This is a genomic window from Pseudomonas sp. ADPe, from assembly GCF_014843515.1.
Taxonomy (GTDB): Bacteria; Pseudomonadota; Gammaproteobacteria; order Pseudomonadales; family Pseudomonadaceae; genus Pseudomonas; species Pseudomonas citronellolis.
In genome coordinates, this window is sequence record NZ_CP062122.1 from 1863300 (window position 1) to 1889650 (window position 26351).

Annotated in this window: 19 protein-coding genes; 13 read left to right on the top strand and 6 right to left on the bottom strand. The window is 60.8% G+C overall.

The genetic code is table 11. The annotated features are described in order from the left end of the window. Nucleotide 1 precedes the first annotated feature (1 nt). Nucleotides 2-1354 (bottom strand): UDP-N-acetylmuramate:L-alanyl-gamma-D-glutamyl-meso-diaminopimelate ligase, encoded by a 1353-nt coding sequence (gene mpl, locus IG194_RS08455; protein WP_058487422.1) that lies wholly within the window; start codon nt 1352-1354, stop codon nt 2-4. Nucleotides 1355-1664: 310 nt separating this feature from the next. Further along, the gene (locus IG194_RS08460) at nt 1665-3575 is read right to left on the bottom strand and encodes a sigma-54-dependent Fis family transcriptional regulator (protein WP_058487423.1); all 1911 of its coding nucleotides are present in this window, start codon (nt 3573-3575) and stop codon (nt 1665-1667) included. Between the two features lie 304 nt (nt 3576-3879). Between IG194_RS08460 and IG194_RS08465 the strand changes: the two genes are divergently transcribed. Next, nucleotides 3880-5400, top strand: a complete 1521-nt coding sequence (locus IG194_RS08465; RefSeq protein WP_009615972.1) for an aldehyde dehydrogenase family protein — start codon at nt 3880-3882, stop codon at nt 5398-5400. Nucleotides 5401-5667: 267 nt separating this feature from the next. Here the strand turns inward: IG194_RS08465 and IG194_RS08470 are convergent, their stop codons facing one another. Continuing rightward, nucleotides 5668-6717, bottom strand: coding sequence for an AraC family transcriptional regulator (locus IG194_RS08470; protein WP_058487424.1), 1050 nt, complete (start codon nt 6715-6717; stop codon nt 5668-5670). A 296-nt stretch (nt 6718-7013) separates the two neighbouring features. On the opposite strand from IG194_RS08470, the gene eat reads away from it, so the two are divergent. The 12 genes from eat (at nt 7014) to IG194_RS08530 (ending at nt 19596) form a co-directional block, all read left to right on the top strand. Then, nucleotides 7014-8378: an ethanolamine permease gene (gene eat, locus IG194_RS08475; RefSeq protein WP_058487425.1), complete on the top strand. Its 1365-nt coding sequence runs from the start codon at nt 7014-7016 to the stop codon at nt 8376-8378. 52 nt (nt 8379-8430) lie between these two features. After that, nucleotides 8431-9825, top strand: coding sequence for an ethanolamine ammonia-lyase subunit EutB (locus tag IG194_RS08480; protein ID WP_058487426.1), 1395 nt, complete (start codon nt 8431-8433; stop codon nt 9823-9825). A gap of 10 nt (nt 9826-9835) precedes the next feature. Next, entirely contained in the window at nt 9836-10648 is an 813-nt protein-coding gene (eutC, locus tag IG194_RS08485) for an ethanolamine ammonia-lyase subunit EutC (RefSeq protein ID WP_058487427.1), read from the top strand. Between the two features lie 270 nt (nt 10649-10918). Beyond that, nucleotides 10919-11383, top strand: coding sequence for a GNAT family N-acetyltransferase (locus tag IG194_RS08490; protein WP_009615966.1), 465 nt, complete (start codon nt 10919-10921; stop codon nt 11381-11383). Between the two features lie 92 nt (nt 11384-11475). Next, nucleotides 11476-12366 carry a substrate-binding periplasmic protein gene (locus tag IG194_RS08495; protein ID WP_058487428.1) on the top strand — a complete coding sequence of 297 codons (891 nt, stop codon included), beginning with the start codon at nt 11476-11478 and terminating at the stop codon, nt 12364-12366. A 247-nt stretch (nt 12367-12613) separates the two neighbouring features. Continuing rightward, a complete protein-coding gene (locus IG194_RS08500; protein ID WP_009615964.1) occupies nt 12614-13273 on the top strand; it encodes a DedA family protein in 660 nt (219 codons plus the stop codon). 7 nt (nt 13274-13280) lie between these two features. Then, nucleotides 13281-14099, top strand: a complete 819-nt coding sequence (locus tag IG194_RS08505; protein WP_058487429.1) for a zinc-dependent peptidase — start codon at nt 13281-13283, stop codon at nt 14097-14099. An 82-nt stretch (nt 14100-14181) separates the two neighbouring features. Next, entirely contained in the window at nt 14182-14712 is a 531-nt protein-coding gene (gene ppa, locus IG194_RS08510; protein ID WP_009615962.1) for an inorganic diphosphatase, read from the top strand. A gap of 396 nt (nt 14713-15108) precedes the next feature. After that, nucleotides 15109-16323 carry a tyrosine-type recombinase/integrase gene (locus IG194_RS08515; RefSeq protein WP_082996394.1) on the top strand — a complete coding sequence of 405 codons (1215 nt, stop codon included), beginning with the start codon at nt 15109-15111 and terminating at the stop codon, nt 16321-16323. Nucleotides 16324-16526: 203 nt separating this feature from the next. Next, nucleotides 16527-17045 (top strand): hypothetical protein, encoded by a 519-nt coding sequence (locus tag IG194_RS08520; RefSeq protein WP_141679862.1) that lies wholly within the window; start codon nt 16527-16529, stop codon nt 17043-17045. Between the two features lie 103 nt (nt 17046-17148). Beyond that, complete coding sequence (locus IG194_RS08525; RefSeq protein WP_058487432.1) at nt 17149-17982, top strand: DUF6602 domain-containing protein; 834 nt, start codon at nt 17149-17151, stop codon at nt 17980-17982. Nucleotides 17983-18279: 297 nt separating this feature from the next. Further along, on the top strand, nt 18280-19596 hold the full coding sequence (locus tag IG194_RS08530; RefSeq protein WP_064987672.1) for a hypothetical protein: 1317 nt from the start codon (nt 18280-18282) through the stop codon (nt 19594-19596). A 237-nt stretch (nt 19597-19833) separates the two neighbouring features. Here the strand turns inward: IG194_RS08530 and IG194_RS08535 are convergent, their stop codons facing one another. The 3 genes from IG194_RS08535 to IG194_RS08545 all read right to left on the bottom strand — a co-directional run bounded on the left by IG194_RS08535 (nt 19834) and on the right by IG194_RS08545 (nt 26321). Beyond that, nucleotides 19834-22965 carry an SIR2 family protein gene (locus tag IG194_RS08535; protein WP_082996393.1) on the bottom strand — a complete coding sequence of 1044 codons (3132 nt, stop codon included), beginning with the start codon at nt 22963-22965 and terminating at the stop codon, nt 19834-19836. 343 nt (nt 22966-23308) lie between these two features. Further along, a complete protein-coding gene (locus IG194_RS08540; protein ID WP_141679861.1) occupies nt 23309-23764 on the bottom strand; it encodes a hypothetical protein in 456 nt (151 codons plus the stop codon). A gap of 583 nt (nt 23765-24347) precedes the next feature. Then, complete coding sequence (locus IG194_RS08545) at nt 24348-26321, bottom strand: ATP-binding protein (RefSeq protein WP_225617186.1); 1974 nt, start codon at nt 26319-26321, stop codon at nt 24348-24350. Between the last annotated feature and the right edge of the window lie 30 nt (nt 26322-26351).

The window sequence follows — 26351 nt, forward strand, 5'->3', positions numbered from 1 at the left end:
CTCAGTCCTCCAGGGCCTTGGCCAGCTTGCCGTGCAGGCCGCCGAAGCCGCCGTTGCTCATGATCACCACCTGGGTGCCCGGCGTGGCCACGGCCTTCACGCCCTCGATGATGGCTTCCAGGGAGTCGCACACCTGGGTCGGCACGGTCGAGCCGGCCACAGTGGCGGCCAGGTCCCAGCCCAGGTTCGGCGGCGCGTACCAGAACACCCGGTCGGCCTGGGTGACACTGTCCGCCAGGCCGTCGCGGTGGGCGCCCAGCTTCATGGAGTTGGAGCGCGGCTCGACCACGGCGATCACCGGGGCGTCGCCGACGCGCTTGCGCAGGCCGTCGAGGGTGGTGGCAATGGCGGTCGGATGGTGGGCGAAGTCGTCGTAGAGGGTCACGCCCTTCACTTCGGCGACCTTCTCCATGCGCCGCTTGACGCTCTTGAACGCCGACAGCGCGGCGCAGCCCAGCTCCGGCACCACGCCGACGTGGCGCGCCGCGGCCAGGCAGGCCAGGGCGTTGGCGACGTTGTGCTGGCCGGTCAGCTCCCATTCCACCGTGCCCTGGGCGGCGCCGTCGAACAGCACCTCGAAGCGCGAGCCATCGGCGCTGAGCAAGCGCGCCTGCCACTGGCCGCCCTCGCCGGTGGTTTGCACGGGAGTCCAGCAGCCCATGCCGATCACCCGCTTGAGCGCGGTTTCGTTTTCCGGGTGGATGATCAGGCCTTCGCCGGGGATGGTCCGCACCAGGTGGTGGAACTGCCGCTCGATGGCCGCCAGGTCCGGGAAGATGTCCGCGTGATCGAATTCCAGGTTGTTCAGGATGGCGGTGCGCGGGCGGTAGTGGACGAACTTCGAGCGCTTGTCGAAGAAGGCGCTGTCGTACTCGTCGGCTTCCACCACGAAGAACGGCGTGCCGCCCAGGCGCGCGGAGACGCCGAAGTTCTGCGGCACGCCGCCGATCAGGAAGCCCGGGCTCATGCCGGCGTGTTCCAGCACCCAGGCCAGCATGCTGCTGGTGGTGGTCTTGCCGTGGGTGCCGGCGGCGGCCAGCACCCAGCGGCCCTGCAGCACATGGTCGGCCAGCCATTGCGGGCCGGAAACGTAGGGCAGGCCCTTGTTCAGCACGTACTCCACCGCCGGGTTGCCGCGGGACAGGGCATTGCCGATCACCACCAGGTCCGGCGCCGGCTCCAGGTGGGCGGGCTCGTAGCCCTGCATCAGCTCGATGCCCTGGGCCTGCAGCTGGGTGCTCATGGGCGGGTAGACGTTGGCGTCGGAACCGGTGACGCGGTGCCCCAGTTCCTTGGCCAGCACGGCCAGCGAGCCCATGAAGGTGCCGCAGATGCCGAGGATGTGGATATGCATGCAGACTCCTGCAATCAAGCCTGGGAAGGCGCTTCGAATGGGCGGCAGATTAGCACAGCGCCGGGTGCCGGCGGGGTGGCTGGATGCATCAGACGGCGCCATTGGGCGGGGGTTCCACGCAAGCCATTGGTGGGCCTGGCGTAGGGCGTATAACCGTTCGCGGTTATCCGCCGATACACCCAATCTTCACCCAAAGCCAAGGTCGAACCTGAAGCCATCCATCTACACAGCCGCCCCCACCGCCAAGGTCGAACCCGGAGCCGCCTGGGGCCTGGGTCAAACGGCGTACAACCGCGAACGGTTGTACGCCCTACGGTACGGAGCGGCTCAAACCATGGCGGCGCAGCTTGCGGTACAGGGTGTTGCGGCTGATGCCCAGTTGCTGCGCGGTGCGGCTCATGTGCCAGCGCTGCGCTTCCAGCACTGCCAGCAGGGCGCCGCGCTCGGCGTCGAGCAGGCAGTCGGCGGGTGCTTCCGCTTCGGGCGCGGGCTTGGGTTGCGCGGCGCGGCGGATGTCCACCGGCAGGTCGGCCAGGTGCACGCGGCCGCCCTCGCTCAGCGCCACCAGGGTGCGCAACACGTTGCGCAGCTGGCGCACGTTGCCCGGCCAGGGATGGTCGAGCAGGACCTGGCGCACGTCCTCGTCGAGCACGATGGGCCGGCCCCGGGATTCTTCGGCGAGCAGTTGCGCCAGCAGCTGCGGCCGGTCCTCGCGCTCGCGCAGGGCCGGCAGTTGCAGCACCAGGCCGTTGAGGCGGTAGTAGAGGTCCTCGCGGAAGGTGCCGGCGGCCACCAGCGCCTCCAGGTTGCGGTGGGTGGCGCTGATCAGGCGCAGGTCCACCGGCTGCGCCACGCCGTCGCCCAGGGGCACCACCTGGCGCTCTTCCAGCACCCGTAGCAGGCGCGTCTGCAGGGCCAGGGGCATGTCGCCGATCTCGTCGAGGAACAGGGTGCCGCCGTCGGCCTGCAGCAGCTTGCCGCGCATGCCTTCCTTGCGCGCGCCGGTGAAGCTGCCGCCGCGGTAGCCGAACAGCTCGCTCTCGATCAGGCTTTCCGGGATGGCCGCGCAGTTCAGCGCGACGAAGGCCTTGCCGGCGCGCTCGCCGGACTGGTGCACGGCCTTGGCGAAGGCCTCCTTGCCCGAGCCGGTCTCGCCGTGCAGCAGCAGCGGCACGTCGTGGGCATACACCTTGAGGGCGCGGCGGAAGTCCGCGGCCAGGTGTTCGTCGCCCAGGCACAGCCCCGGCGCGACAGGCGCCGGCCGCGCCACGGGCACCACCAGCGGCCGCGGCTCGCCCCGCAGCTGGGCGTGGAACTGGCGCCCGGCATGGCTGCGCAGCGGCCAGCTGAGGCCGGCCTGGGTGCTGGCGCGGCCGAGCAGCTCGTCCAGGCGGATGTCGAAGCAGTCCTCCACCGATCGGCCGAGCAGGCCGTCGCGCGGGCGGTCGAGCAGGTTCAGCGCGCCCTGGTTGGCGGCGAGGATGCGCCCGGCGCCGTCGAAGGCCACCAGGCCCTCGCTGAACAGCCCGACGTACTCGGCCTGCAGGTGGAAGCGCAGCAGCCACTGGCCTTCGAAGCGGCGCAGGAAGTAGCAGCTCTCGATCATCTTCGCCGAGAGGTTGACCAGGGCCATGGTGTGGAACTGGCTCTGCCGCGACAGGTCGCGGCGCGCCGAGGACACGTCGAGCACCGCCAGCAGTTCGCCGTGGGGGTCGAACACCGGGCTCGCCGAGCAGGTCAGGCCGGTATGCAGGCTGCGGAAATGTTCGTCGCGGTGGATGGTCAGCGCCTGGCGCTCGATGAGGCAGGTGCCGATGCCGTTGGTGCCCTCGCGGGCCTCGCTCCAGTCGGCGCCCAGCCACAGCCCGGCGTGCTCGAAGGTGGCGCGCTCGGCCTCGTCGCAGACGCGGTTGAGGATCACCCCGCGGGCGTCGGTGAGCAGCACCGCGTGGCCGGCGCCGGCGAGTTGCTGGCGCAGGCTGGTCATCTCGCCGCTGGCGATCTCCAGCACCTGCTGCAGGCCTTCGCGGCGCTCCAGCATGCGCCGGTGCTCCAGCACCGTGGGCGGCAGCGTCTGCGCCGGGTCGAGGTGGTATTCCTCCAGGCAGCGCAGCCAGGAACGGGCGATCGACGGATCGGCGGCGGGGCCGCTGGCCGGTTGCTGCCCGCGGGCCACTGTCATGACCTGGCGGGCGTGGCGACTCATGGCGTTCGCACTCATTGTTATGGTTCTCCACGGAAGGGACGGCAGGCAGTCCCGGGGCGACCGTTCCCGCAGCATCGTCCAGCGCGCCGCGCAATGCAATGCCCGCGTGACCTGGCGGTCAGCCGCTGTACCGGATGCGGGACAAACTGTCACCCAGGCCTGTACCAGCGCTGCCACACCGTCCGTCGGCGGGTGCCCACCAACCGACCGCCGGCCCAGCAACCACGCGGTTCGCGCTGGCATGGCCCGGCCCTTGCTCTACGCTTGTCAGACCGCAAACGCGTCCTCCCCAACAAGCACAAGAGCCAGGAGATCCACCATGCGTTACGCCCAACCCGGTAGCCAAGGTGCTGTCGTTTCCTTCAAGTCCCGCTACGGCAACTACATCGGTGGCGAGTTCGTGCCCCCGGTCAACGGCCAGTACTTCGTCAACACCTCGCCGGTGAACGGCCAGCCCATCGCCGAGTTCCCCCGCTCCGACGCCGCCGACATCGACAAGGCCCTGGACGCCGCCCATGCCGCGGCCGATGCCTGGGGTCGCACCTCGGTGCAGGAGCGCTCGCTGGTCCTGCTGAAGATCGCCGACCGCATCGAACAGAACCTGGAAGTGCTCGCCGTCACCGAGACCTGGGACAACGGCAAGCCGGTGCGCGAAACCCTCAACGCCGACATCCCGCTGGCCGCCGACCACTTCCGCTACTTCGCCGGCTGCATCCGCGCCCAGGAAGGCTCGGCCGCGGAGATCAACGACAGCACCGTGGCCTACCACATCCACGAGCCGCTGGGCGTGGTCGGGCAGATCATCCCGTGGAACTTCCCGCTGCTGATGGCCGCCTGGAAACTCGCCCCGGCCCTGGCCGCCGGCAACTGCGTGGTGCTCAAGCCGGCCGAGCAGACGCCGCTGGGCATCTGCGTGCTGATGGAGATCATCGGCGACCTGCTGCCGCCGGGCGTGCTCAACGTGGTGCAAGGCTTCGGCAAGGAAGCCGGCGAGGCGCTGGCCACCAGCAAGCGCATCGCCAAGATCGCCTTCACCGGCTCCACCCCGGTGGGCTCGCACATCCTCGAATGCGCGGCGAAGAACATCATCCCCAGCACCGTGGAACTGGGCGGCAAGAGCCCGAACATCTACTTCGAAGACATCATGCAGGCCGAGCCGACCTTCATCGAGAAGGCCGCCGAGGGCCTGGTGCTGGCCTTCTTCAACCAGGGCGAGGTGTGCACCTGCCCGTCGCGGGCGCTGGTGCAGGAATCCATCTACCCGCAGTTCATGGAAGTGGTGATGAAGAAGGTCAAGGCGATCAAGCGCGGCGACCCGCTGGACACCGACACCATGGTCGGCGCCCAGGCCTCGCAGCAGCAGTTCGACAAGATCCTCTCCTACCTCGACATCGCCCAACAGGAAGGCGCCGAGGTGCTGGTCGGCGGCCAGGTCGAGAAGCTCGAAGGCAGCCTGGCCACCGGCTACTACATCCAGCCGACGCTGCTCAAGGGCAGCAACAAGATGCGCGTGTTCCAGGAAGAAATCTTCGGCCCGGTGGTGGGCGTCACCACCTTCAAGGACGAAGCCGAGGCCCTGGCGATTGCCAACGACACCGAATACGGCCTGGGCGCCGGCGTCTGGACCCGCGACATCAACCGCGCCTACCGCATGGGCCGCGGCATCAAGGCCGGCCGCGTGTGGACCAACTGCTACCACCTGTACCCGGCGCACGCCGCGTTCGGCGGCTACAAGAAATCCGGCGTGGGCCGCGAGACCCACAAGATGATGCTTGACCACTACCAGCAGACCAAGAACCTGCTGGTCAGCTACGACATCAATCCGCTGGGCTTCTTCTGATAGCAGCGAGCTTCCGACTCTCTTCCGCGCGGCCTTCGGGCCGCGCTTTTTTTTCGCCTCGAAGAAGTAAGCGTTCGCGGTTATCCGCCGTTATCTCCCGGCATGGATGGGAAATTCGCAGTCAACCTGTAGGAGCGGGCCCTGCCCGCGATTCGCGCGCAGGGCGCGCTCCTACATGGGAACGGTGCGGGTCGCGCAGCGTAATCCGCGCCGGAATCTCCGGTTATCGCAGTCAAGGTCCTACGTTGCAGGCGTGCGCCGGGAAGATCAGGCTTCGTCGCTGCGCCACTGCCGCGGGCTCACGCCGAACCAGCGGCGGAAGGCGCGGGAGAAGGCGCTGGTCTCGGAGTAGCCCAGCAGCGGCGCCAGCTCGGAGATCGGCCGTTGGCGCTGGCGCAGGTAGTGCACCGCCAGTTCGCGGCGGGTGTTTTCCACCAACTGGCTGAAGCTCAGTCCGGCCTCGCGCAGGCGCCGTTGCAGGCCGGCGGTGGTCAGCTCCAGGCGCTCGGCGATCAGTTCCAGCACCGGCTCGCCCTCGCTCAGGGCCAGGCGGATCTGGGTGCCGGCGTCTTCCAGCAGGTCCGGCCCGCGGCCCTGCTCGCCCAGGCGGCGGATCACGTCCTGCACCAGGAACAGCAGGTTGGCGTCGCGCTCGGGCATCAGCCGGCCCTTGATGTCGGCCTTGGGCACCAGCAGCGAATTGCAGCCGCGCTGGAAATGCACCGGCGCGCCGAACACCCGCGCGTGCTCCTGCCAGTCCTCCGGGCGGGCATGCTCGAAGCCCACCGCGCGCGGCGACCAGCCCTGGCCGAGGGCGTGGCGCAGCAGGTTCAGCGCCATGCCCATGGTCAGCTCGGCGTCCTGGCGGCGGTCGAGGATGGCGCCGTGCTGCACCTGGTAGTCGAAGCGGAAGCACTCACCGCAATCCACCAGGCGGATCAGGGTGCTGTGCTGGTGGAAGGGAAAGGCCGCGGCGAAGTTGCGCAGGGCGTCTTCCAGGGTTTCCGAACATAGTCCGACGTAGCCCAGCAGGCCAAGGGCGCGGGGCTGGAACTGCTGGCCGTAGCGCAGGCCGAAGTTATCGCAGCCGGACTGCCGCGCCGCCTCCTCCAGTACCTGGCAATAGTTGGTCAGGGCCAGGCTCAGGGTGGGGTGGCGCAGGCGCTCGGGGTCGATGCCGGCGCGGCCGAAGACGCGGTCGATGTCGCCGCCCTGGGCGGTGATGAAGCTATCCAGGCCGCTGGCGGCGGCGGACAGCACGCCCAGGTTGCTCGCCGAGGGCGTGGCGACGGCACAGGAAAACAGGGACGGGTTCATGGGCACGCTCGTTGTTATTGATCGCTTATCCGACAAAACTACTTAGCAATTACCGTTAGCAATTAACGTGCCTCGCACCGGAACCCCGAAATACCCCATGACAGCCATCCCATCGGCCCCTGGACGCGACATTCCCGTGCAGGCCCCGCGCCATCCTGGGGCGATGGGTAACACCTCGTTGCAAGTTGACCGCAGAGGCCGCACGGCGGGCTCCAGGGTCAAGTCCTGGGCCGCCGCCGTCGCTACCATCGAAACCAGGCAACCCGTCCACGCCCCGAGGGGCAGAGGAGTCCGCAATGAGCGCATCACAACTAAAACCGACGCTGGGAACCTTGCACCTCTGGGGCCTGGCCGTGGGCCTGGTGATTTCCGGCGAGTACTTCGGCTGGAGCTACGGCTGGGGCACCGCCGGCACCCTGGGCTTCCTGGTCACCACCCTGATGGTGGCCCTGATGTACACCTGTTTCATCTTCAGCTACACCGAGCTGACCACCGCCATCCCCCACGCCGGCGGTCCCTTCGCCTACAGTCTGCGGGCCTTCGGCAAGACCGGCGCGACCATCGCCGGCATCGCCACCCTGATCGAATTCGTCTTCGCCCCGCCGGCCATCGCCATGGCCATCGGCGCCTACCTCAACGTGCAGTTCCCGGCGCTGGACCCGAAATGGGCGGCCACCGGCGCCTACGCCATCTTCATGACACTGAACATCCTCGGCGTGAGCATCGCCGCCACCTTCGAGCTGGTGGTCACCGTGCTCGCCGTGGCCGAGCTGCTGGTATTCATGGGCGTGGTGGCGCCGGGCTTCAGCTTCAGCAACTTCGTGCTCAACGGCTGGGCCGGCTCCAGCACCTTCAGCAGCGCGGCCATCGGCGGCATCTTCGCGGCCATTCCCTTCGCCATCTGGTTCTTCCTCGCCATCGAGGGCGCGGCCATGGCCGCCGAGGAAGCCAAGGACCCGAAACGCACCATCCCGCGCGCCTACATCGCCGGCATCCTCACCCTGGTGACCCTGGCCATCGGCGTGATGATCTTCGCCGGCGGCGTCGGCGACTGGCGCGAGCTGTCGAACATCAACGACCCGCTGCCGCAGGCCATGAAGGCGGTGGTCGGCAACAACTCCACCTGGATGCACATGCTGGTGTGGATCGGCCTGTTCGGCCTGGTAGCCAGCTTCCACGGCATCATCCTCGGCTACTCGCGGCAGTTCTTCGCCCTGGCCCGCGCCGGTTTCCTGCCCGCTGGCCTGGCGAAGCTGTCGCGCTTCCAGACGCCGCACCGGGCCATCCTCGCCGGCGGCGTGGTGGGCATCGCGGCGATCTTCAGCGACAACCTGATCAGCCTGCAGGGCATGACCCTGACCGCCGCGATGATCACCATGAGCGTGTTCGGCGCCATCGTCATGTACATCATGAGCATGCTCAGCCTGTTCAAGCTGCGCCGCAGCGAGCCGCACCTGGAGCGCACCTTCCGCGCGCCCGGCTACCCGATCGTGCCGGGCATCGCCCTGGCCCTGGCGCTCGTCTGCCTGGCTGCCATGCTGTGGTACAACCAGGTGATCGCCCTGGTGTTCCTGGCGCTGATGCTCGCCGGCTTCATCTGCTGCAACCTGGTGATCGCCGCGCGCCGTGGCGTGCCGGCCAGCTTCGCCAGCGAAGGTTGATCCACCCGCGCCGGGCCGCGAGGCCCGGCGCCGTTGAGCACAAGGAGTTCCCATGCCCGGATACGCCCACAGCGTCGGTGGCCAGACCTGGCGCTTCGACAGCCTCAGGCAGCTGATGGCCAAGGCCAGCCCGGCGCGCTCCGGCGACTGCCTGGCCGGCGTCGCCGCCAGCAGCGACGCCGAGCGCGTGGCCGCGCAGATGGCCCTGGCCGAGGTGCCGCTTAAGCGCTTCCTCGACGAGGCGCTGATCCCCTACGAAGCCGACGAAGTCACCCGCCTGATCATCGACGGCCACGACCGCGCCGCCTTCGCCCCGGTCAGCCACCTGACGGTGGGCGACTTCCGCGACTGGCTGCTCGGCGACGCCGCCGACGAGGCCAGCCTGCGCGCCCTGGCGCCGGGGCTGACGCCAGAGATGGCAGCGGCGGTATCGAAGATCATGCGCGTGCAGGACCTGGTGCTGGTGGCGCAGAAAATCCGCGTGGTCACCCGCTTCCGTAATACCCAGGGGCTGCGCGGGCGGCTGTCCACCCGGCTGCAGCCCAACCACCCCACCGACGACCCGGCCGGCATCGCCGCCAGCGTCCTCGACGGCCTGCTCTACGGCAACGGCGACGCCATGCTGGGGATCAACCCGGCCACCGACAGCCTGCAATCCATCTGCACCCTGCTGGAAATGCTCGACGCCATCATCCAGCGCTACGAAATCCCCACCCAGTCCTGCGTGCTGACCCACGTCACCAGCTCCATCGAGGCGATCAACCGCGGCGCGCCGCTGGACCTGGTGTTCCAGTCCATCGCCGGCACCGAGGCGGCCAACGCCAGCTTCGGCGTGAGCCTGGCGGTGCTGCAGGAAGGCTACGAGGCGGGCCTTTCGCTCAAGCGCGGGACGCTGGGCGACAACCTCATGTACTTCGAGACCGGCCAGGGCAGCGCGCTCTCGGCCAACGCCCACCACGGCGTCGACCAGCAGACCTGCGAGACCCGCGCCTACGCCGTGGCCCGGCACTTCAAGCCGTTCCTGGTGAACACCGTGGTCGGCTTCATCGGCCCGGAGTACCTGTACAACGGCAAGCAGATCATCCGCGCCGGCCTGGAGGACCACTTCTGCGGCAAGCTGCTGGGCGTGCCCATGGGCTGCGACATCTGCTACACCAACCATGCCGAGGCCGACCAGGACGACATGGACATGCTGCTGACCCTGCTGGGCGTGGCCGGCATCAACTTCATCATGGGCATCCCCGGCTCCGACGACGTGATGCTCAACTACCAGACCACCTCCTTCCACGACGCCCTCTACGCCCGCCAGAGCCTGGGCCTGCGCCCGGCGCCGGAGTTCGAGCAGTGGCTGGAACGCATGCACATCCTGCAGCAGCGCGAAGGCAAGGTGCGCCTGGCCGAGCAACTGCCGCCGGCGTTCCGCCCGGCCCTGGCGCAACTGAACTGAGGACGCGCGGATGAGCGAAGAGAAGTCCACCGCCACCCCCAACCCCTGGCAGGAACTGCGCCGCCTGACCCCCGCGCGCATCGCCCTGGGCCGCGCCGGCACCAGCCTGCCGACCAGGGCGCAACTGGACTTCCAGTTCGCCCACGCCCAGGCCCGCGACGCCGTGCACCTGCCCTTCGACCATGCTGGCCTGAGCGCCGCCCTGGCCGAACGCGGGCGCGCCAGCCTGCTGCTGCACAGCGCCGCCGCCGACCGCCACACCTACCTGCAGCGCCCCGACCTGGGCCGCCGCCTGGACGAAGACTCGGCGGCGCTGCTGCGCCAGCACGGCGAGGCCAACCCCGCGGGCTACGACCTGGCCGTGGTGGTGGCCGACGGTCTCTCTGCGCTGGCCGTGCAGCGTCATGCCCTGCCCTTCCTGGAACGCCTGGAGGACATGGCCGCGGCCGAGAACTGGAGCCTGTCGCCGGTGGCCCTGGTGCAACAGGGGCGCGTGGCGGTGGCGGACGAGGTGGGCGAACTGCTGCGGGCGAAGATGGTGGTCATCCTCATCGGCGAACGCCCCGGCCTCAGCTCGCCGGACAGCCTCGGCCTGTACTTCACCTGGGCGCCGAAGGTCGGCCTGAACGACGCCTACCGCAACTGCATCTCCAACGTGCGCCTGGAAGGCCTGAGCTACGGCATGGCCGCCCACCGCCTGCTGTACCTGATGCGCGAAGCCTGCCGCCGCCAGCTCTCGGGGGTGAACCTGAAGGACGAGGCGGAACTGCCGACGCTGGAAGGCCAGGGGCCGGGGGCCAACTTCCTGCTGGCCGGGCGCTAGGGCACGCTCCTGCTTCGTAGGATGGGTTGAGCGAAGCGATACCCATCACCCTGACCGCATGGGTTTCGCAGGCTCAACCCATCCTACGAAAAGCGCCTCGGCGCAGCCGGCAGGCCAATTGCCCTGCGTCCGGCCGAAACACCACTGTCGATCAAACGCTCGCTTGGATTGCGCTTTCAACGATTTCTGGTGCAGCATCCGGGCAGTGCTGTGCTGGCACAGCACCTGCATCGTGACAGCAGCCCATTCACCGAACGCAGAGATCCGCCCATGCGCATCGTGCAAGCCACCCTCGATCACCTCGACCTGCTCGCCCCGCTGTTCGTCAAGTACCGTGAGTTCTACGGGATGCTGCCCTACCCCGAATCCTCGCGGAAATTCCTCGAGAAGCGCCTCAAGCGCAAGGAGTCGGTGATCTACCTGGCGCTGCCGGACGACAGCGACGACAAGCTGCTGGGCTTCTGCCAGCTCTACCCGAGCTTCTCCTCGCTGTCGCTCAAGCGCGTGTGGATCCTCAACGACATCTACGTCGCCGAGGACGCCCGCCGCCAACTGGTGGCCGACCACCTGCTGCAGCACGCCCGGCAGATGGCGCGGGAAACCAACGCCGTGCGCATGCGCGTGTCCACCAGCACCAACAACGAAGTGGCGCAGAAGGTCTACGAGTCCATCGGCTTCCGCGAGGACACCGAGTTCAAGAACTACATCCTGCCCATCAGTGACGATCTCGTCTAAGCCGAGGGCGCATTACGCTGGCAATGGCTTAACGCCAGCATTACAGTGAAGCATCGCACGTGCCGCCCGGCGTTCGGCGGCTAAGGGGCTCCATGGGCATTCCCCAGCGTCTACTGCGTCACTTCTCCCTGCTCCTGCTGTTCGGCCTGGGCACCGTCCAGGCCGATACCCTGCGCGTGGCCACCCTCGACTGGGAGCCCTACGTCGGCGCCGACCTGCCCGGCCAGGGCCTGGCCAGCCGCATCCTCGACGAGGCCCTGGCGCTCAACGGCGACCGCGCCGAGCGGGTGTTCCTGCCCTGGCAGCGGGCCCTCAACGAAACCCGCGAAGGCCACTACGACGCCCTGATGCCGGCCTACCTGTCGGCCGACCGCAGCCGCGACTTCTACACCTCGATGCCGCTGCTGGACTCGCAACTGGGCTTCTTCCACCGCCGCGACCGCGCCATCGCCTACCGCGCCGGCGACCTCGACAGCCTGCGCCCCTACCGCATCGGCGTGGTGCGCGGCTACGTCAACCAGGCCGATTTCGACAAGGCCGACTTCCTCACCAAGGAAGTGGTCAACAACGACTGGCAGAACCTGGAAAAGCTCCTGCGCGGGCGCCTCGACCTGGCGGTGGTGGATCGCTACACCGGCTACCACCTGCTGGCGCGCAACGCCCCGGCGCTGCGCGAGCAGCTGGAATTCATCGAGCCGCCGCTGGAGGTCAAGCCCCTCTACGTGCTGATTCCCAAGACCCGCACCGGCGGCGAGGCGCTGGCCGCCAACCTCGACCGCGGCCTGCGCACGCTGCGCCAGAGCGGGCGCCTGCAACAGCTGATCGCCGACGCCCACCTGGAAACCGCCCAGGGCATCCGCGCCGTGGCCGAACACCCGCTAGCCGAGCAGGTACCAGACGCCGCCGGCCACGACCGCGCCCGCGAAGGCGCCGACAACCGCCCAGCGGCGCCAACCCTGGACTGGCAGGCGAGCCTGCGCTAGCCCGGCCCCGCTTCGACAGCCGCACCGGCGCCAAAAGCGCCCCCGGACAGGGACATCGGGCGAGGTTCCGACAGAGATTTCCACTGCGGAACTGCAGCCTTCATGCCGACAGTCTTTTCACTCGCGCGCTGTAATATCCTGCAACCTGTCGTGGGCAGACGCCTGCGACAAAGCGCGCCCCACGGCAACGCGGGGGTGCCTATAATGCCGGGCTCGGCAGTTCACCACGCGGTTTTCAAGGCGCCTCATGGATTTCAACCCGATCGACCTCGTTCTGCATCTCGACACCTATCTCTCGCTGCTGGTCAACAACTACGGGGCCTGGATCTACGCCATCCTGTTCCTGGTGATCTTCTGCGAAACCGGCCTGGTAGTAACGCCCTTCCTCCCCGGCGACTCCCTGCTGTTCATCGCCGGCGCCATCTGCGCCACCGGCGGCATGGACCCGTGGGTGCTGGGCAGCCTGCTGCTGTTCGCGGCCATCAGCGGCGACAGCACCAACTACGTGATCGGCCGAACCCTGGGCAAGCGCCTGTTCAGCAACCCGGACTCCAAGGTGTTCCGCCGCGACTACCTGGACCAGACCCACGCCTTCTACGAGCGCCACGGCGGCAAGACCGTGACCCTCGCGCGCTTCCTGCCCATCGTGCGCACCTTCGCCCCCTTCGTCGCCGGCATGGCCTACATGCCCTACCTGCGCTTCCTGTTCTTCAGCGTCGCCGGCAGCATCGCCTGGGTCGGCGGCCTGGTCACCCTGGGCTACTTCTTTGGCAACGTGCCCTTCATCAAGCAGAACCTCTCGGTGATGATCATCGCCATCATCGCCTTCTCCCTGGTGCCCATGCTGATCGGCGTGGTCCGCCACAAGCTGGCGCGCAACGGCAAGCCGCAGGCCTCGGAGCGCTGATACCGCGATGTGGTCGTTCAGCGCCTGGCGCCGCCGGCGCTTCCTCGCCCGCCACCCGCTGGACGCCCAGCTGTGGGCCGAGGTGCTGCGCCACCTGCCGATCCTCGACGGCCTGAGCGAAGAGGAACTGCGCCTGCTCGGCGAGCGGGCGCTGCTGTTCCTGCGCGACAAGCACCTCACCACCCTGCCCGGCGTCGAGCTGGACGACTTCCGCTGCCTGCTGCTGGCGGCCCAGGCCCAGCTGCCGCTGCTGCACCTGCCGGAGCTGAACTGGTACGGCGGCTTCCACGAGTTGGTGCTCTACCCGGACGACTTCCTCAGCCCGCAAAAGCACCGCGACCCGGCCGGGGTGATCCACGAGTTCGACGACGAGCGCAGCGGCGAAACCTCGCTGCAGGGCCCGGTGGTGCTGGCCTGGCCCGGGGTGGAAAGCGGCGGCGGCTGGGACGCCTACAACCTGGTGATCCACGAACTAGCGCACAAGCTGGACATGCTCGACGGCGACGCCAACGGCCTGCCGCCGCTGCACCGCGACATGCGCATCGGCGACTGGTCGGCGGCCATGAAATCGGCCTACGACGAGATGAACCGCAAGCTCGACCGCCATCCCGAGGCGCACACCGCCATTGATCCCTATGCCGCGGAGAACCCGGCGGAATTCTTCGCCGTCACCAGCGAATACTTCTTCACCGCCCCGGACCTGCTGCACCAGGCCTATCCGAAGGTCTACGAGCAACTGGGGCTGTTCTACCGGCAAGATCCGCTTGCGCGCCTGCAGCGACTGCAGCGCGAGCACCCCGACTATCAGGAAACTCCGGCGCACTGAGCGATGTCTGTGGCTTGGCCACGGCAATCTGCCTATAATCCGCCGCACTTTTTCGGCCCGACCAACCCCCTTGGAGTCGTCCATGAGCTACAGCAGCATCCCGGCTGGCAAAGACCTGCCGAACGACATCTACGTCGCCATCGAGATCCCGGCCAACCACGCGCCGATCAAGTACGAGATCGACAAGGACACCGACTGCCTGTTCGTCGACCGTTTCATGGCCACCCCGATGTTCTACCCGGCCAACTACGGCTTCATCCCCAACACCCTGGCCGACGACGGCGACCCCCTGGACGTGCTGGTCGTGACCCCCTACCCGGTGGCCCCGGGTTCGGTGATCCGCGCCCGTCCGGTCGGTGTGCTGAACATGAGCGACGAAGCCGGCGGCGACGCCAAGCTGATCGCCGTACCGCACGACAAGCTGAGCGTGCTGTACCACGACGTGAAGGAATACACCGACCTGCCGGCCCTGCTGCTGGAGCAGATCAAGCACTTCTTCGAGAACTACAAGGACCTCGAAAAGGGCAAGTGGGTCAAGGTCGAAGGTTGGGGCAACGCCGAAGAAGCGCGCTCCTACATCACCAAGGCCGTCGCCGCCTTCCAGGCCAAGTGATGGTCGCGGGGCAACCCGCCACGAAAAAGCCCCGCCCCCGCGCGGGGCTTTTTTCTGCGCGCGACAGGCACGCTCGTCGCAACGACGGCGCCTGGTGGAAAAGCCATTAGTCAAGCCCGGCCGAATTTGCTAAAGTGCGCGCCCAAGACGCCGGTCCCAGAGCCGCGTCCACAGCATTCAAAGGCGGTCGCTGCTTACCAGAAGTAAGGACGGGCCACCCCCTGAAGAGCCGGCCACAAGCCGGCTTTTTTAATGTCTGCAGAAATCCACCAATGTCCGTCAAGCCCTAGAAAATCAAGGGCTTGAGACGTACCATCTGTCTCTCAACGTCCACCAATAATCGATAGAATCTCCCGCCAAAGTGTGGGTGAGGGTGTGGGTAGATAGGGAGTCTGTATGGGTAAGCTAACGACCAAGACCATCGAATCCTTGGCTAGGACTGCAGAACCTGGAAAAACCAACGATGGCGATGGGCTCTACTTCCAGGTAGCCAAAGGCGGCTCTTCGAGCTGGATCTTTCGTTACAAGCTGGACGGGCGAAGCCGTGAAATGGGACTCGGCCCCTTCCCGGTCATTACCCTCAGCCAAGCGCGGCAACTCGCAGCGGATCAGCGAAAACTTCTCGCGACCGGGATCGATCCCCTAGCCGCCCGAGATGCAGGGCGAGAAGCGAAGCGAGAGGCTGAGCGCCAAGCTGCAGCGCGTCGTAGCACGTTCGAAGATCTTGCCCGCGATCATCAACAGGCCCATGGAGCCACCTGGTCTGAAAAATGGCGTAAGGGCTGGCTGCGGAAGCTGGAGCTATACGCATTCCCCATCATCGGGAAGCTATCGGCTGACGATATCCAAACCGAGCACATGCTGAGCGTCTTACGGCCGATCTGGTCGACAAAAACGCGTACCGCCGATGAAGTGCGTGGACAAATCGAGCAGATACTAGATGCAGCCAAGGCTCGCCGCCTTCGCGACGGCGACAACCCCGCCCGCTGGCGCGGCCATCTGGAAAACCTCCTCAGCAAAGCTGAAAAGAAAAAAGCTCGGCAACGCCAGCACTTCCCTGCCATGCATTGGCGCGACCTGCCGGAGTTGATGATCAAACTGGCTCAAGACTCCAGTCGAGATGCCGTAGCCGCACGCCTGCTGATTCTGACTGGAGCTCGCTCCCACATGATCCGCTTCGCGCAATGGCCCGAGATGGACTTTGCAACTGGGACATGGGCGCTTCCGGCCGAACGCATGAAGATGAGAAAGCCGTTCGTCATTCCCCTACCCTCTCAGGCTGTGGATATCCTGCAAAGCCTGCCTCGTACGGATTCGCCGTATCTGTTCCCAGGAAAAGGCAAGAGCGGTGCCATACATGCCAATGCCATACGCAACCTCCTGCATAAGCTAGGGCATGCAGACATTACTCGACATGGCTTTCGCTCCACATTCCGCGACTGGGCCAACGAGAACACTCACTACCCACGAGAGGTATGCGAACTCGCACTCGCTCATGACGAACGGGATCAGACCGAAGCCGCTTACTCTCGCTCAGACTTTCTAGAGAAACGCAGGGCGCTGATGGCTGACTGGGCTGAATTCTGTACAAATTCCATGCGACAGAAATAACCCCCTCTGCCACATTCCTGTCGGTAGAGATCGATCACTCAACCCAACGGCTCACGCCCGCCCCTAGCCTCCATGAGGTTGGACAGAGGTGGTGGTTCACCATAATGCCCTGCGCCCCCGAGAGGTAAGGCGCCGATTTCCCAACCCAAAGCTAGCTACACTCGATGTCGGACGATACTCGACCGCAATTTTGGAGCGTAGCTATGCAGGAAAGCACCACACCAGCCACCATCTACTCAGCATCCAATCCGTGCTACACGGGGCGTTTCCCAGACTCTCAGCATGACGAACTATGGCTTGCAGATATCAAGGCCTGTAAGCCTGGTGGATCATGCCGCCTTTTCAAGGATGTGATGTTTGTCGAGTCCCAAGAGACGGTGTACCTCTATGGACTCGAACATGAAGACGGTCGCCCGAGAGAGCTCAAAAGGGAACTGGCAGATTCTCAGCAACTCTTCGTCGGTTTTGTGCGAGAGCAGACTGAGCTCACGCTGGCTAGGATGGGACTGCTCGCTCCTGTCTTCAACGGGGCGGAATACGCCTGCCAAGCCCGTGTCACTGCAGCCTATATGATCCACCGTGAAAATTTGCGGTATCTCGCCTTCGGCTACCACAATCGCGAGGGCGAGTACGTCAGAGAAAAATTGGAAGAGCCTGAGGACTGGCTCGACAACGCCCGAGCAATCCGGTCTTTTGACGAGTTGGAAACGCCAGGGACGTGAATCGCTAGCGGGAAGCTTTGAGTTGTCGCCAATAGCTCCCCTCTAGGGCCTCCGTGTCGCTAAATATCAACCAGACACGCATCAAGCGACCGAAGGAGAATCCATGAGTTCGTACGGTGAATACATCGAAAGGTTGGCCAGGAAGGTCGAAGCACGGCTGCAGGACATCGAGGCGATCTACAACTTTGATCTTGGGGATGAATTCGAAGTCGCCATCTGCGCTTTGCTGGAGGACATTCTGCCATCCAAGTTCGGTGTGTGCAGGGGCTTTGTCGTGGCTGAAAATGGCGAAACGGCTGGGGATGACCTCATCATCTACGACAAGATGTCCAGCCCCACCCTACGCTCCAGCATGAGACGTCAGTTTCCCGTAAAAGAACAAATCCCGGTTGACGCTGTGTACGCCTACATTGAGTGCAAGCACTCGATTACTGATACAGCAGTGTTGGAAAAGGCGATCGGCCAGGCCGAGGCAGTGAAAAAACTGATGCTTACCCGCCGACCTCTTTCCAATCCCGACTATGAAGCGGATGGGCCGACATACAACGGAAAGGTCAGGGGCTGGCCCCGCACTTATCCCCCGCTCAAGAACCAACCCTTCTGTGCGATTTTTGCACGCAAATACTCACTTGGCGTTTCTGTTCACAACGCCCAAGGGGAGCACACTCCAGATCTGCTAATTCTTGGGAATGACCACATAGCAACTCATACCGTGAACATGGGCGCGGACGGTATTAAATCGGCACTCTTTTACGATACTAAGTTTGGGTCACCCCTGTGCGTGGAATCAGCCCCTGGAAATGCATACGGTCTAGGTCTGGTGATCCTTCTACAGGCACTGAGTTGGGTTCGACTTCTGCCGATTGACTGGATAAGGGCTCTGAACGCCACCTTCCTCGACAACCTGCTCAACCGCAAAACCAGCCCTCACCGCTGAAGCCCTCAACCTCCACAGCCGGTGTCCGGTATGGAGTGCGATACCATCGACCGACGGACAGCCAAGGCAAGCCTTCTATGGCCGTAATCTAGTCTCCGGCTATTGCTGGGTTGGGGATAAGGTGTTGGTGCTGAGCCGCCATCTGCCTCCAGTGCCGTACCTCGGTGCTGACGCTTATTCCTACAACGTTCTCGCCTTCGAAGACTGGGAAGAAAACATGCGTCACATTCCAACTGCAAAAAAGTAAGAAAGGAATGTGCCGATGAAGGGTGTGATTAAAGTTAAAGGATTTAATAGATGGCAGTACGGTTAGACTTTTTGACTCAAGATCCAGATGAGATTGCGCTGGCAGTACGTTATTGGGCCGTAGATGAGAACGGGGATTATCTGGAGAAAGTGAGTGAGCTCGTCCCATTTCGGGAGGTTGTTCAATCTGGATTGATTTCAAAATATGTTCGTCAATACTGTCTGGCTTATGATGAGAACTGTGTGTGCGCACACTGCGATGGCGCTATGCTGGTATTGAGTCGTACTGACACCAAGAAAACTCTTCAGCGCTCTGTTCGCCCTTGCGAGGGGTGTGCGAAAGTCATAGCGGAGCGTGATTTAAAGCTAAAACAGGCAGAGATGGAGGAGCTTCAGTGGCGATTAGCAGAGCGCATTGAATATGTATGCTCTAGAGCGATTGCATATGATGGCCTGCCAGATGATATCTGCTTAATCCTGTTGGCGGTGGATGCGCTTGTCGCACCTCGTCTTGCTAAAGGTACTTTTAGAGAAGGCGATTGCGCTGGTCTTGTACCATATAGCCCAGAGTCCTATATTGCTCGTCTTTATGAAGATGGAGTCATAATCGACGACCCGGGATCGTCCGTGTCCGGGGCTTATTTTATTCGAGATGGGCGCCTCAAAATGAATTGGGCGAGTGTCGAGTTATTCTTGCCTGGGGATAGGCAATTGGGGCGTGGTGGGGAAGCTTTAGAGATAATTACCCAGCGAGAATTCGTCGACTCAGAGGCTATTGCCATCCTTTGGCAGGACTACGCTGTGGGTGACGTAATTCGGTATCTGTTGGATCAGTGCTATATTTACGGCCTCGAACTCTATGATGAAGATATCGAGAAGGTGCAGGCTACCGTCAGATTCGGGTTGCGATCCTACAGTGTCTCGCAGCTTTGGTTCATTATGTGGAAGGTTGTAAAGGATGCTGCGAGTCTTGCGAGTCGTGAGTATTACAACCGCCTTAAGGCTGCGGCGACGATACCGAGCAAAATTCGAAAGCAACTTGAGAAGGCTGATTCTGAGGGTGGTATAAGAAGGGGCTGGGACCGTCCTGAAAACCATCTCGCAGGATCGCTCGGGATGGTGCTCCTAGAGTTGTTCGGAATTAATGAGTACACGAAAGGGAGCGAAGTAATAGAAATACTTTCTCAGCTTGGCGGTACTTCAGAAGGTAGGTGTAGGGAGGATATGCGGGCCTTGGTTTCCTCTTTCATGAAGGTTGCAATTGAAAGCGAGGCGAGTGTGGCGTTTATGGAAAAATTTGCGGAGTTCATTCGCTCTGGGCTTGAGACAAGAGCTGCGCTTGAAGAGGTTATGAAGGATGACTGCTGAGTAGTCATTTAGCAAGATTTGCCTTTCTATAAGGTAAACTCAGGTGACTGAGGTTGTGTTTAGGTGAGGGAGCGCTTGGGCTGAGGTGAGTCGACGCGACAATTGCTCCGACAGCGCGGTCGCGGAAAGCTGTGCGGTATTCCAAAGCTTGGGGAGAGTCTAGGAATGCTGGAGAGATTCAAATCTATAGATCAGGCCGGACGGCAGCGGCCCGATCTATAGTTGACTCTCCCGTTTCTAGAAAACGATCTTAACCGAGAGCGCAGTAGGCCCTTTCATCGTAAAGGCTAGTTTGAACGTCACGTCCACGTTGGCCTTTATTCCCTCATTCGGTAGGTTCTCAAATCGATCAGCATGAGCAAATATGCTGTCATTAAGCTCTGTGCACTTGATAAAACAGAAGCTCACATGTTCGTGTGAGATGTGCCCGCGATAGATAATTTCATTGCCATCTGAGTTGATCGATATTCCGTTGAGTGCGTTCTTTTGTCGAGGTGGCATTCTGGCCTTTTTTAGAAAAGAGAATATATCTCTAGACTTGGTTCTGTCACCATGAAGGTACTGGTGCCGGGCATACCAGAATTGTGCGTCATAGTTTGAGTCCGACGGAGAGAAGCTTCGTTTAAGATGATGCTCAATTTCAGTGTTCTGTTGCTCGTTGTTTAGCTTTATCAAAAGTTTTGCAAGCTCTAAGTGAAGTGGCTTGCTGTTGGGGTTGTGGATTATGCCGTCACGCAAAATACGTTCCGCATCTTCATGCTTAAATGAGTCGATACGTTGCCGTGCTAGGCGTATAGAAACAAATTCACTTGAACTGTTCTTTTCGTAAGCCTCTTCAAGAATATTTTTTGCTCTGTCGTTGTCGTGGAGCTTTTTGGCTAGATCCTGTTGTCGGGTTAATAGGTACTCGTCACCCGGAAATTTTTGCAGGCCTGTGTATATGGTTGTTTCGATTTTCTTTACTTGCTCAAGAAATACGCGCTTTGTTAGGTCGTCGAACTCAATCCTGCTGATTTCGTCAATTCGAGACTCAAGTTCATCAAGTTGAAGCTCTGCTAGCCCATTAATTGCACGTGAGTCCTTCTGTCCAGGAACAAGTCGTTCAAAAATTACTCTTGCTTCTGCTCTGTACTTCTCTATTTCCAAGGAGTTGCTGCTTTCTCTGGCCAATCTCTTGTAGATGTTGGCCTTTGTGTGGGCAATAGCCTTGTCTGCTCTCCCTTCTGGAAGAGCCTTTTCAGCTTGAAGGATGATGCTAAGAGCAGCCCTTGTGTCACACCCTGGATGATTAAATTCGAATACAGCCTTTTGGTGAAGAATATAGTGTTGGTCGGCCCCTGTTTTATCCGCCGCTTCATATATTTTACCCGCAAGAGCTTTGTCGCCGAATATTTCAGCTAGCTGCTTTCCTTTTATGAGGTGGTTGAAGGCCTCACTATCGGCGCCATATTCGAGATTTAGATGCTCTAAAACTCTAACTATTTGGGTTGCTTTCTCTTCGGGGGTCTTTAATGCGTGCTCAAAAACAAACTTTGCTATCAGCGAGTGCCGAGCAATAAAGGCATAGTCTCGCGAGGCGTGGTCCATATAAACTTTAACTACATGTTCGAGTGGGCCGAAGAATCTGTTCCTGAACTCCTCAATGCCTATTCCAGAAATTCTTGATATTAATCCGACTCGAACTGGTACATCTAACCTGTTGAGAGTGCAAACATCCATGTACAGGATCTGTGCCTCAGGAGGTGTAATCCTGGCGTATTCATCTAGCACAATCTCTTCAAAAGGCTTCCCAGATGTGGCCTCGTGTAGAGCGACCAATAGTTGGCGGTCAGCGCTTAATGAAAAATATTTCCGAACATCATCAACCTTGTCGCTCTTGAAGTTTCCAAGGCAATTGTGTTGGCTTAGTTTTTCAATTAGGTCGTTGGTTTCCTTCTCGGAAAGAGTGGAGATTTCATATTCCGAGCTAATATACTGGTCTAGATCCGCGCCATATTGGTTCCATTCATTGTTTCTTGCGGAGGTGAGGATTGAAATATTGGCCGGTTCGTATTCAAAGGCCCTGTACAGCTTAAGAAGGTCATCCGCGTGGGATATTGCGTCATCAAGTACAAGTATCAGCCTACTGGTACACTTCAATGCCAACTCTTTAATTAGGGCGGGCCGAAGTATTGCGCCGTCGCGCAGCCGAACAACCATCGCACCAAGGTCATTAGCTGCATACCAGGAAACTCTTTTTAATACTGTTGATTTCCCGCTGCCTGCATACCCTTTAAGGAGGAAAGTATTCACTCCTGCTAGGCTCGACTCAATCACTGAGTCTATTATTATTTGGTCGCTAACACGCCTTTTTATATCTAGGTCCTGTCGAATTCCTCCCCACTCCGCGTCTAGCCCCTTATAAAAGTCGATAGGTTTGACGCCGCTGAATTTCATTCCTGAATATATGTGCTCAAGCTCTGTGTTTAGATAGGTTTTCAAGTGCTCAGATAGGGTTAAGCCGGGCTTGAGATGTCTGTCAACCGGGCTGGCCTCGGATGGGGAAAGTTTTGCTAGTGCCCGTAGTCGTCGATCTATTTTATGGTCTACAAAACTTAGAAAATCTTCAAAGGTCGCTTTTATAGGCTCGACACGCTGGCCAGACCACATCTTAATGTCGTACTTCCCCAGCCCGGGGTCGACCAGCAGATACGTTGGTCGATTAACCCCCATGTCGTTAAGGTCAAATAGTATCTGCTGAATATTTGGGTCACTAAGCTGATATCCGCAAAAAATAATAGGATGTTCAAGTCCGAAATCAGAAAGATGTCGAAAAAGCCTCACTCGTCCCTTTTTGTGCTTCGCATATTCTTCACTGGCAAGAATTAAGGGAAGTTCAGGGTCGTTAATGGTATTTATACATCCATGAAGCTTAAAGTAAGGGACTAGCGTGCTGTCACTCATTACATCACTGAAGTTGCCGCCATCGCGGATAATCGGTGCGATATTTTGCATGCGATCAGGGACGTCCGAGTACGCACGCTCTATGATAAGATCGTAATTAGTTGTGAAAATGGAGTGCCAGCGAAAACTTGGTATGATTTTATGAAAATTAGCGGGCTTTAAAGGGTAGAATGTCTTCTTGATGAACTGCTGAACTTCAAGAAGGCCGCCTTCATGTTTTGCGTAGTCAGAAACCTGGACGAGAGTCTTATGTTTTTCCTCGCCACCTAAGAATTGGTCTGATATACGATCGCGGAGGCCGAATCCCGATAGGGGTAACTCTCCATGGTCCCCCTTAGCACCGAATGCAGCCCCTGCTCCTAGAAAGAGGATTGCTTTACCTTGTGCAATCTTGTCAAGAATCCATGGCTTCACCAAGTCGTCCATTCTCTACTCCATCAGATAACGATACCGGCTACAGAGTTCTTTTTTCTGCGCTCGGTTGAGTATGCCTCAACGTAAAAGAAATTCTCAGCTTGCTCTAGCCCCAGTTGCACTCGCTCTGAATTTCCCTGCCCGCTCGACTCTATCCCTCTTGCCACGCTTCGTTCGTAAAGTTTGATCTGCTGAGATGCACATAAATTTACGCAATCCTTTACTCTTTTTTGTATATTGTTGATTTTATGGAAGTTTTCAATATGATTTTCTATGTGTTGTGTTCATTACCGTTCTGAGTGTTAATCGGGCCTGTGAAGGCCGGGCAGACTCCGCTGCCGGGAGGGACGGCGCGTCAGAGAGGAAGGCGCTCAGCCGGCATGGATTCGTATCGAATCACAGCCCGTGCCCAAAGATCGCCTTTTCCGGCCGCCCGTTGAATGGATGAGGGCGATGTCACGAGCCACTTGCCAATTTTCGGTTTGACCAGGGGCTGCCCCATCCGGGAATGGCAGGCTGCTAGGAATGGCACCATTTTTTCGATGATATGCGGATCTAGATGCGCCACCTCTGGCGATGCATAGCGAGCTTCAGGAGCGTATTTCAGCCCCTTGGGCATGCGGTAGCCCGTGTCCCAGAAAAGCGCCGGGATCTCAGAGGCTGCGAAACTTGAACCGACAGGCAAGTAGTACGTACCTAGGTCAATGATCGAACTATCGAGTTCAACCCAATAGTGTGAGTGTTCGCCAGACTCGGATGCATACCCTTGCATGGAGGCCTGGCGCTGATCCCGCGAGACGACAAAGGCCAAGAAGTTCCCCCCACGACCACAGGGCTGTGCCCCATTGCTCGAAGGAGACTGTGCACACCAAAGGATGCGTACAGGCATCGCTTGTAGTAGTCGTCTGGAAACTGGCCCCTCAGACACCTATCAACCACGCAGAGAACGCGCTCAACAATCGCTGCCTCAACCAAAACGAGTTCTTCCTTAGAACATAGCGACTCAGTAGAAGCTGCAGTTGTAAGGCATGTCGGTGACTTGTGCCAGTACTCCACAGTTTCCGGACTATCTTGGGCCGCTTCCTGCAGAGCGATGCCAGCACCGTAAACGACCTAAGCAAGCTGACCTGTGCCCGGCTCACCTCTTCGATGAATCGTTTCATACGCTGCCTCACTGACGTTGCTCCAGCAACTCTAGGCGAGGACGACGTTTTCACACAGCCTGGCCCCAAAGCGGACGCTTGATCCTTCAGTAGTTCGTTCCCGGAGAAGGGGCAAGCCGCACGTAAATCGCGCGAGCTCACTTTTTTGGCCAAAGTACGAGCGGACGTCCTGCCGGCTAACCCACCACTCGTCCATCTCCTGCGACTCATTCGGTAGTATCGCTCGTTGTATTAGTGCTCGACCTGCAACTCTGCAACCAGCTCCTCCCTGGTCGCGGCGGTGTAGTCGTCTCGCTTGAGCTTGAGGTTTTCGAGCATGAAACCGTGCGTAAGCTCGAATCCATCAAGCAGCGTGTACCAGTTCATGACGTATAGCTTCATGCGCGGGTCATCAGTCACGAGGCCTGGGTCGTTACGCAGGACATGAGATTGCAATCGGCTTTTGATGTTGGAGTCCGCCGAGGAAATCTGGCGACCGAGGAGGATAAGCTCAAAGTGCATCTTTTCCGACTTGAATTGTGGCTCGCTGGCGATGATTTCCGAGTAGTCCTCAAGCTGCCGGAGGTGCTTCTTGTTAAGAGATATCGCCGGACGTTTTATCTCCACCACGATGCATTTGTAGATCCTGTTCCCCAGCGAATCAAAGGCTGGAAACTTGCGCGCCATGAAGAGATCGACTTGCCGCTGTGCACCGGGAAAATCGGCCTCTTCATCAACATCTTCCATGCTCAGCGGCGACCGCGCCATGACCTCATCCCGCATACGGCGAACAATCTTGGCGAAGGTATCCTCCTCCGCGCCTATGGTCTCGTAGCGGGGCCCAAACAGCCATGTGTTGCTCTCGATGATCTTTTGCAGGTCAGGCGTTTCGAGAACTTCGCGGTAGTGCTCGTTCATCACATACCGCAGTTGCTGTACCGCGGTTGCTCGTCGTTGCAGCACCTCGATGCTCGCGACGATGTTCTCGAGCGTCGTACGATGCAGTTGCTTCGCTAGGTCTTGCATCGATTTCTCATCGAGGCCTAGCGCGCCTTCGAGCACCTCGAACAGGGCGTCATTCTCGTTTGAGACGGCTAGCCTATCTAGAAGGCGAATGATCAGCATCGCCTGCTTCTTGTTGGCTTTGTGGAAGATGCGCGGTTCAGCGATGTAAATGTTCCGCACCAGCTCGCGGGTGTTCTGGTGCCGCCATTCTTTCTCCGTGTCATCCATTCCCGCGTAGCTCGGGAAGTAGCCTTCATCTTCGTAGCCCTGCACCACCTCCTCGGCTCGCAAGCGCAGGAAATCGTCATAGACGGACTGGCACAAGCGGTCCAACTGTGACTTGAACTTCTTCCAGGTTGAGGACGCCGGCGTGTGCGCTTCCGGATTTAGCAGATCCTTCTCTTTCGAGAAGGTGTCAGCCCATGCCGATGTCACGCATATGCTGGTGTAAAAGTTAGGCTTCTGGTTGAGCGAACTCAGTACTTTGTCGACAGGTGCACCCTTGGAATTGAGCAGATATAGGTACGACAGCTCCGAGGTGGGCCGTTGCTCCCAGCGAAACACCTGTGCCAAGAAGACAGCGTCGTCAGCCGCAATTTCTTTCTGAACCACCTCATGTTTCGGAACCAGAACGGGCATGCCATTCAGTACAACCTGTTTCTCCGGATGCACGGCAAGGTACCAACCGAACTCGATGGAGAATTTCTCGCGAAGCTTATCCTGCTCCGGCAGAGCACCCGTGAAATGCGTGAGCTCCACTAAAGTGCCTTTTCCTTGCGTCAGCAGTTCCTGCTTCTGTTCGGACCTATCCAGAAGCCGCCCTTCAAAATCTTTGATAGTCGGCTCGGCGACGTCGATTACGGCATCGATGTTGTTGAACTTGGTGAACCATGATGCATAGCGACAAAGCAGATGGAACGCGAGGCGCCCGCGACCATGCTCGCCCTTCATTGAGAGGTTGGCCTTCTTTGCCGAGTCGTTGAAGCTACCGAACGTGTCGTTTAGGGTGTCGAATTCTATTCCATCACCGTTGTCTAGCACGACGATACGCTCCACGCCGTGCATATCATTCTCGAGCACAGTGACGGATATAGAGCTCGCGGCGGCATCGAAGCCGTTCCAGACCAGCTCGAATAGAGGTTGCCAAGGCTCCGCCTTTTTGAAGTGTTTTTTGATACCGGAGTTGCCGATGGCGGCACTGCCCTTGAAGACAGTATTCATACGTTTCCCCGTCATATTTCGGACGATTTT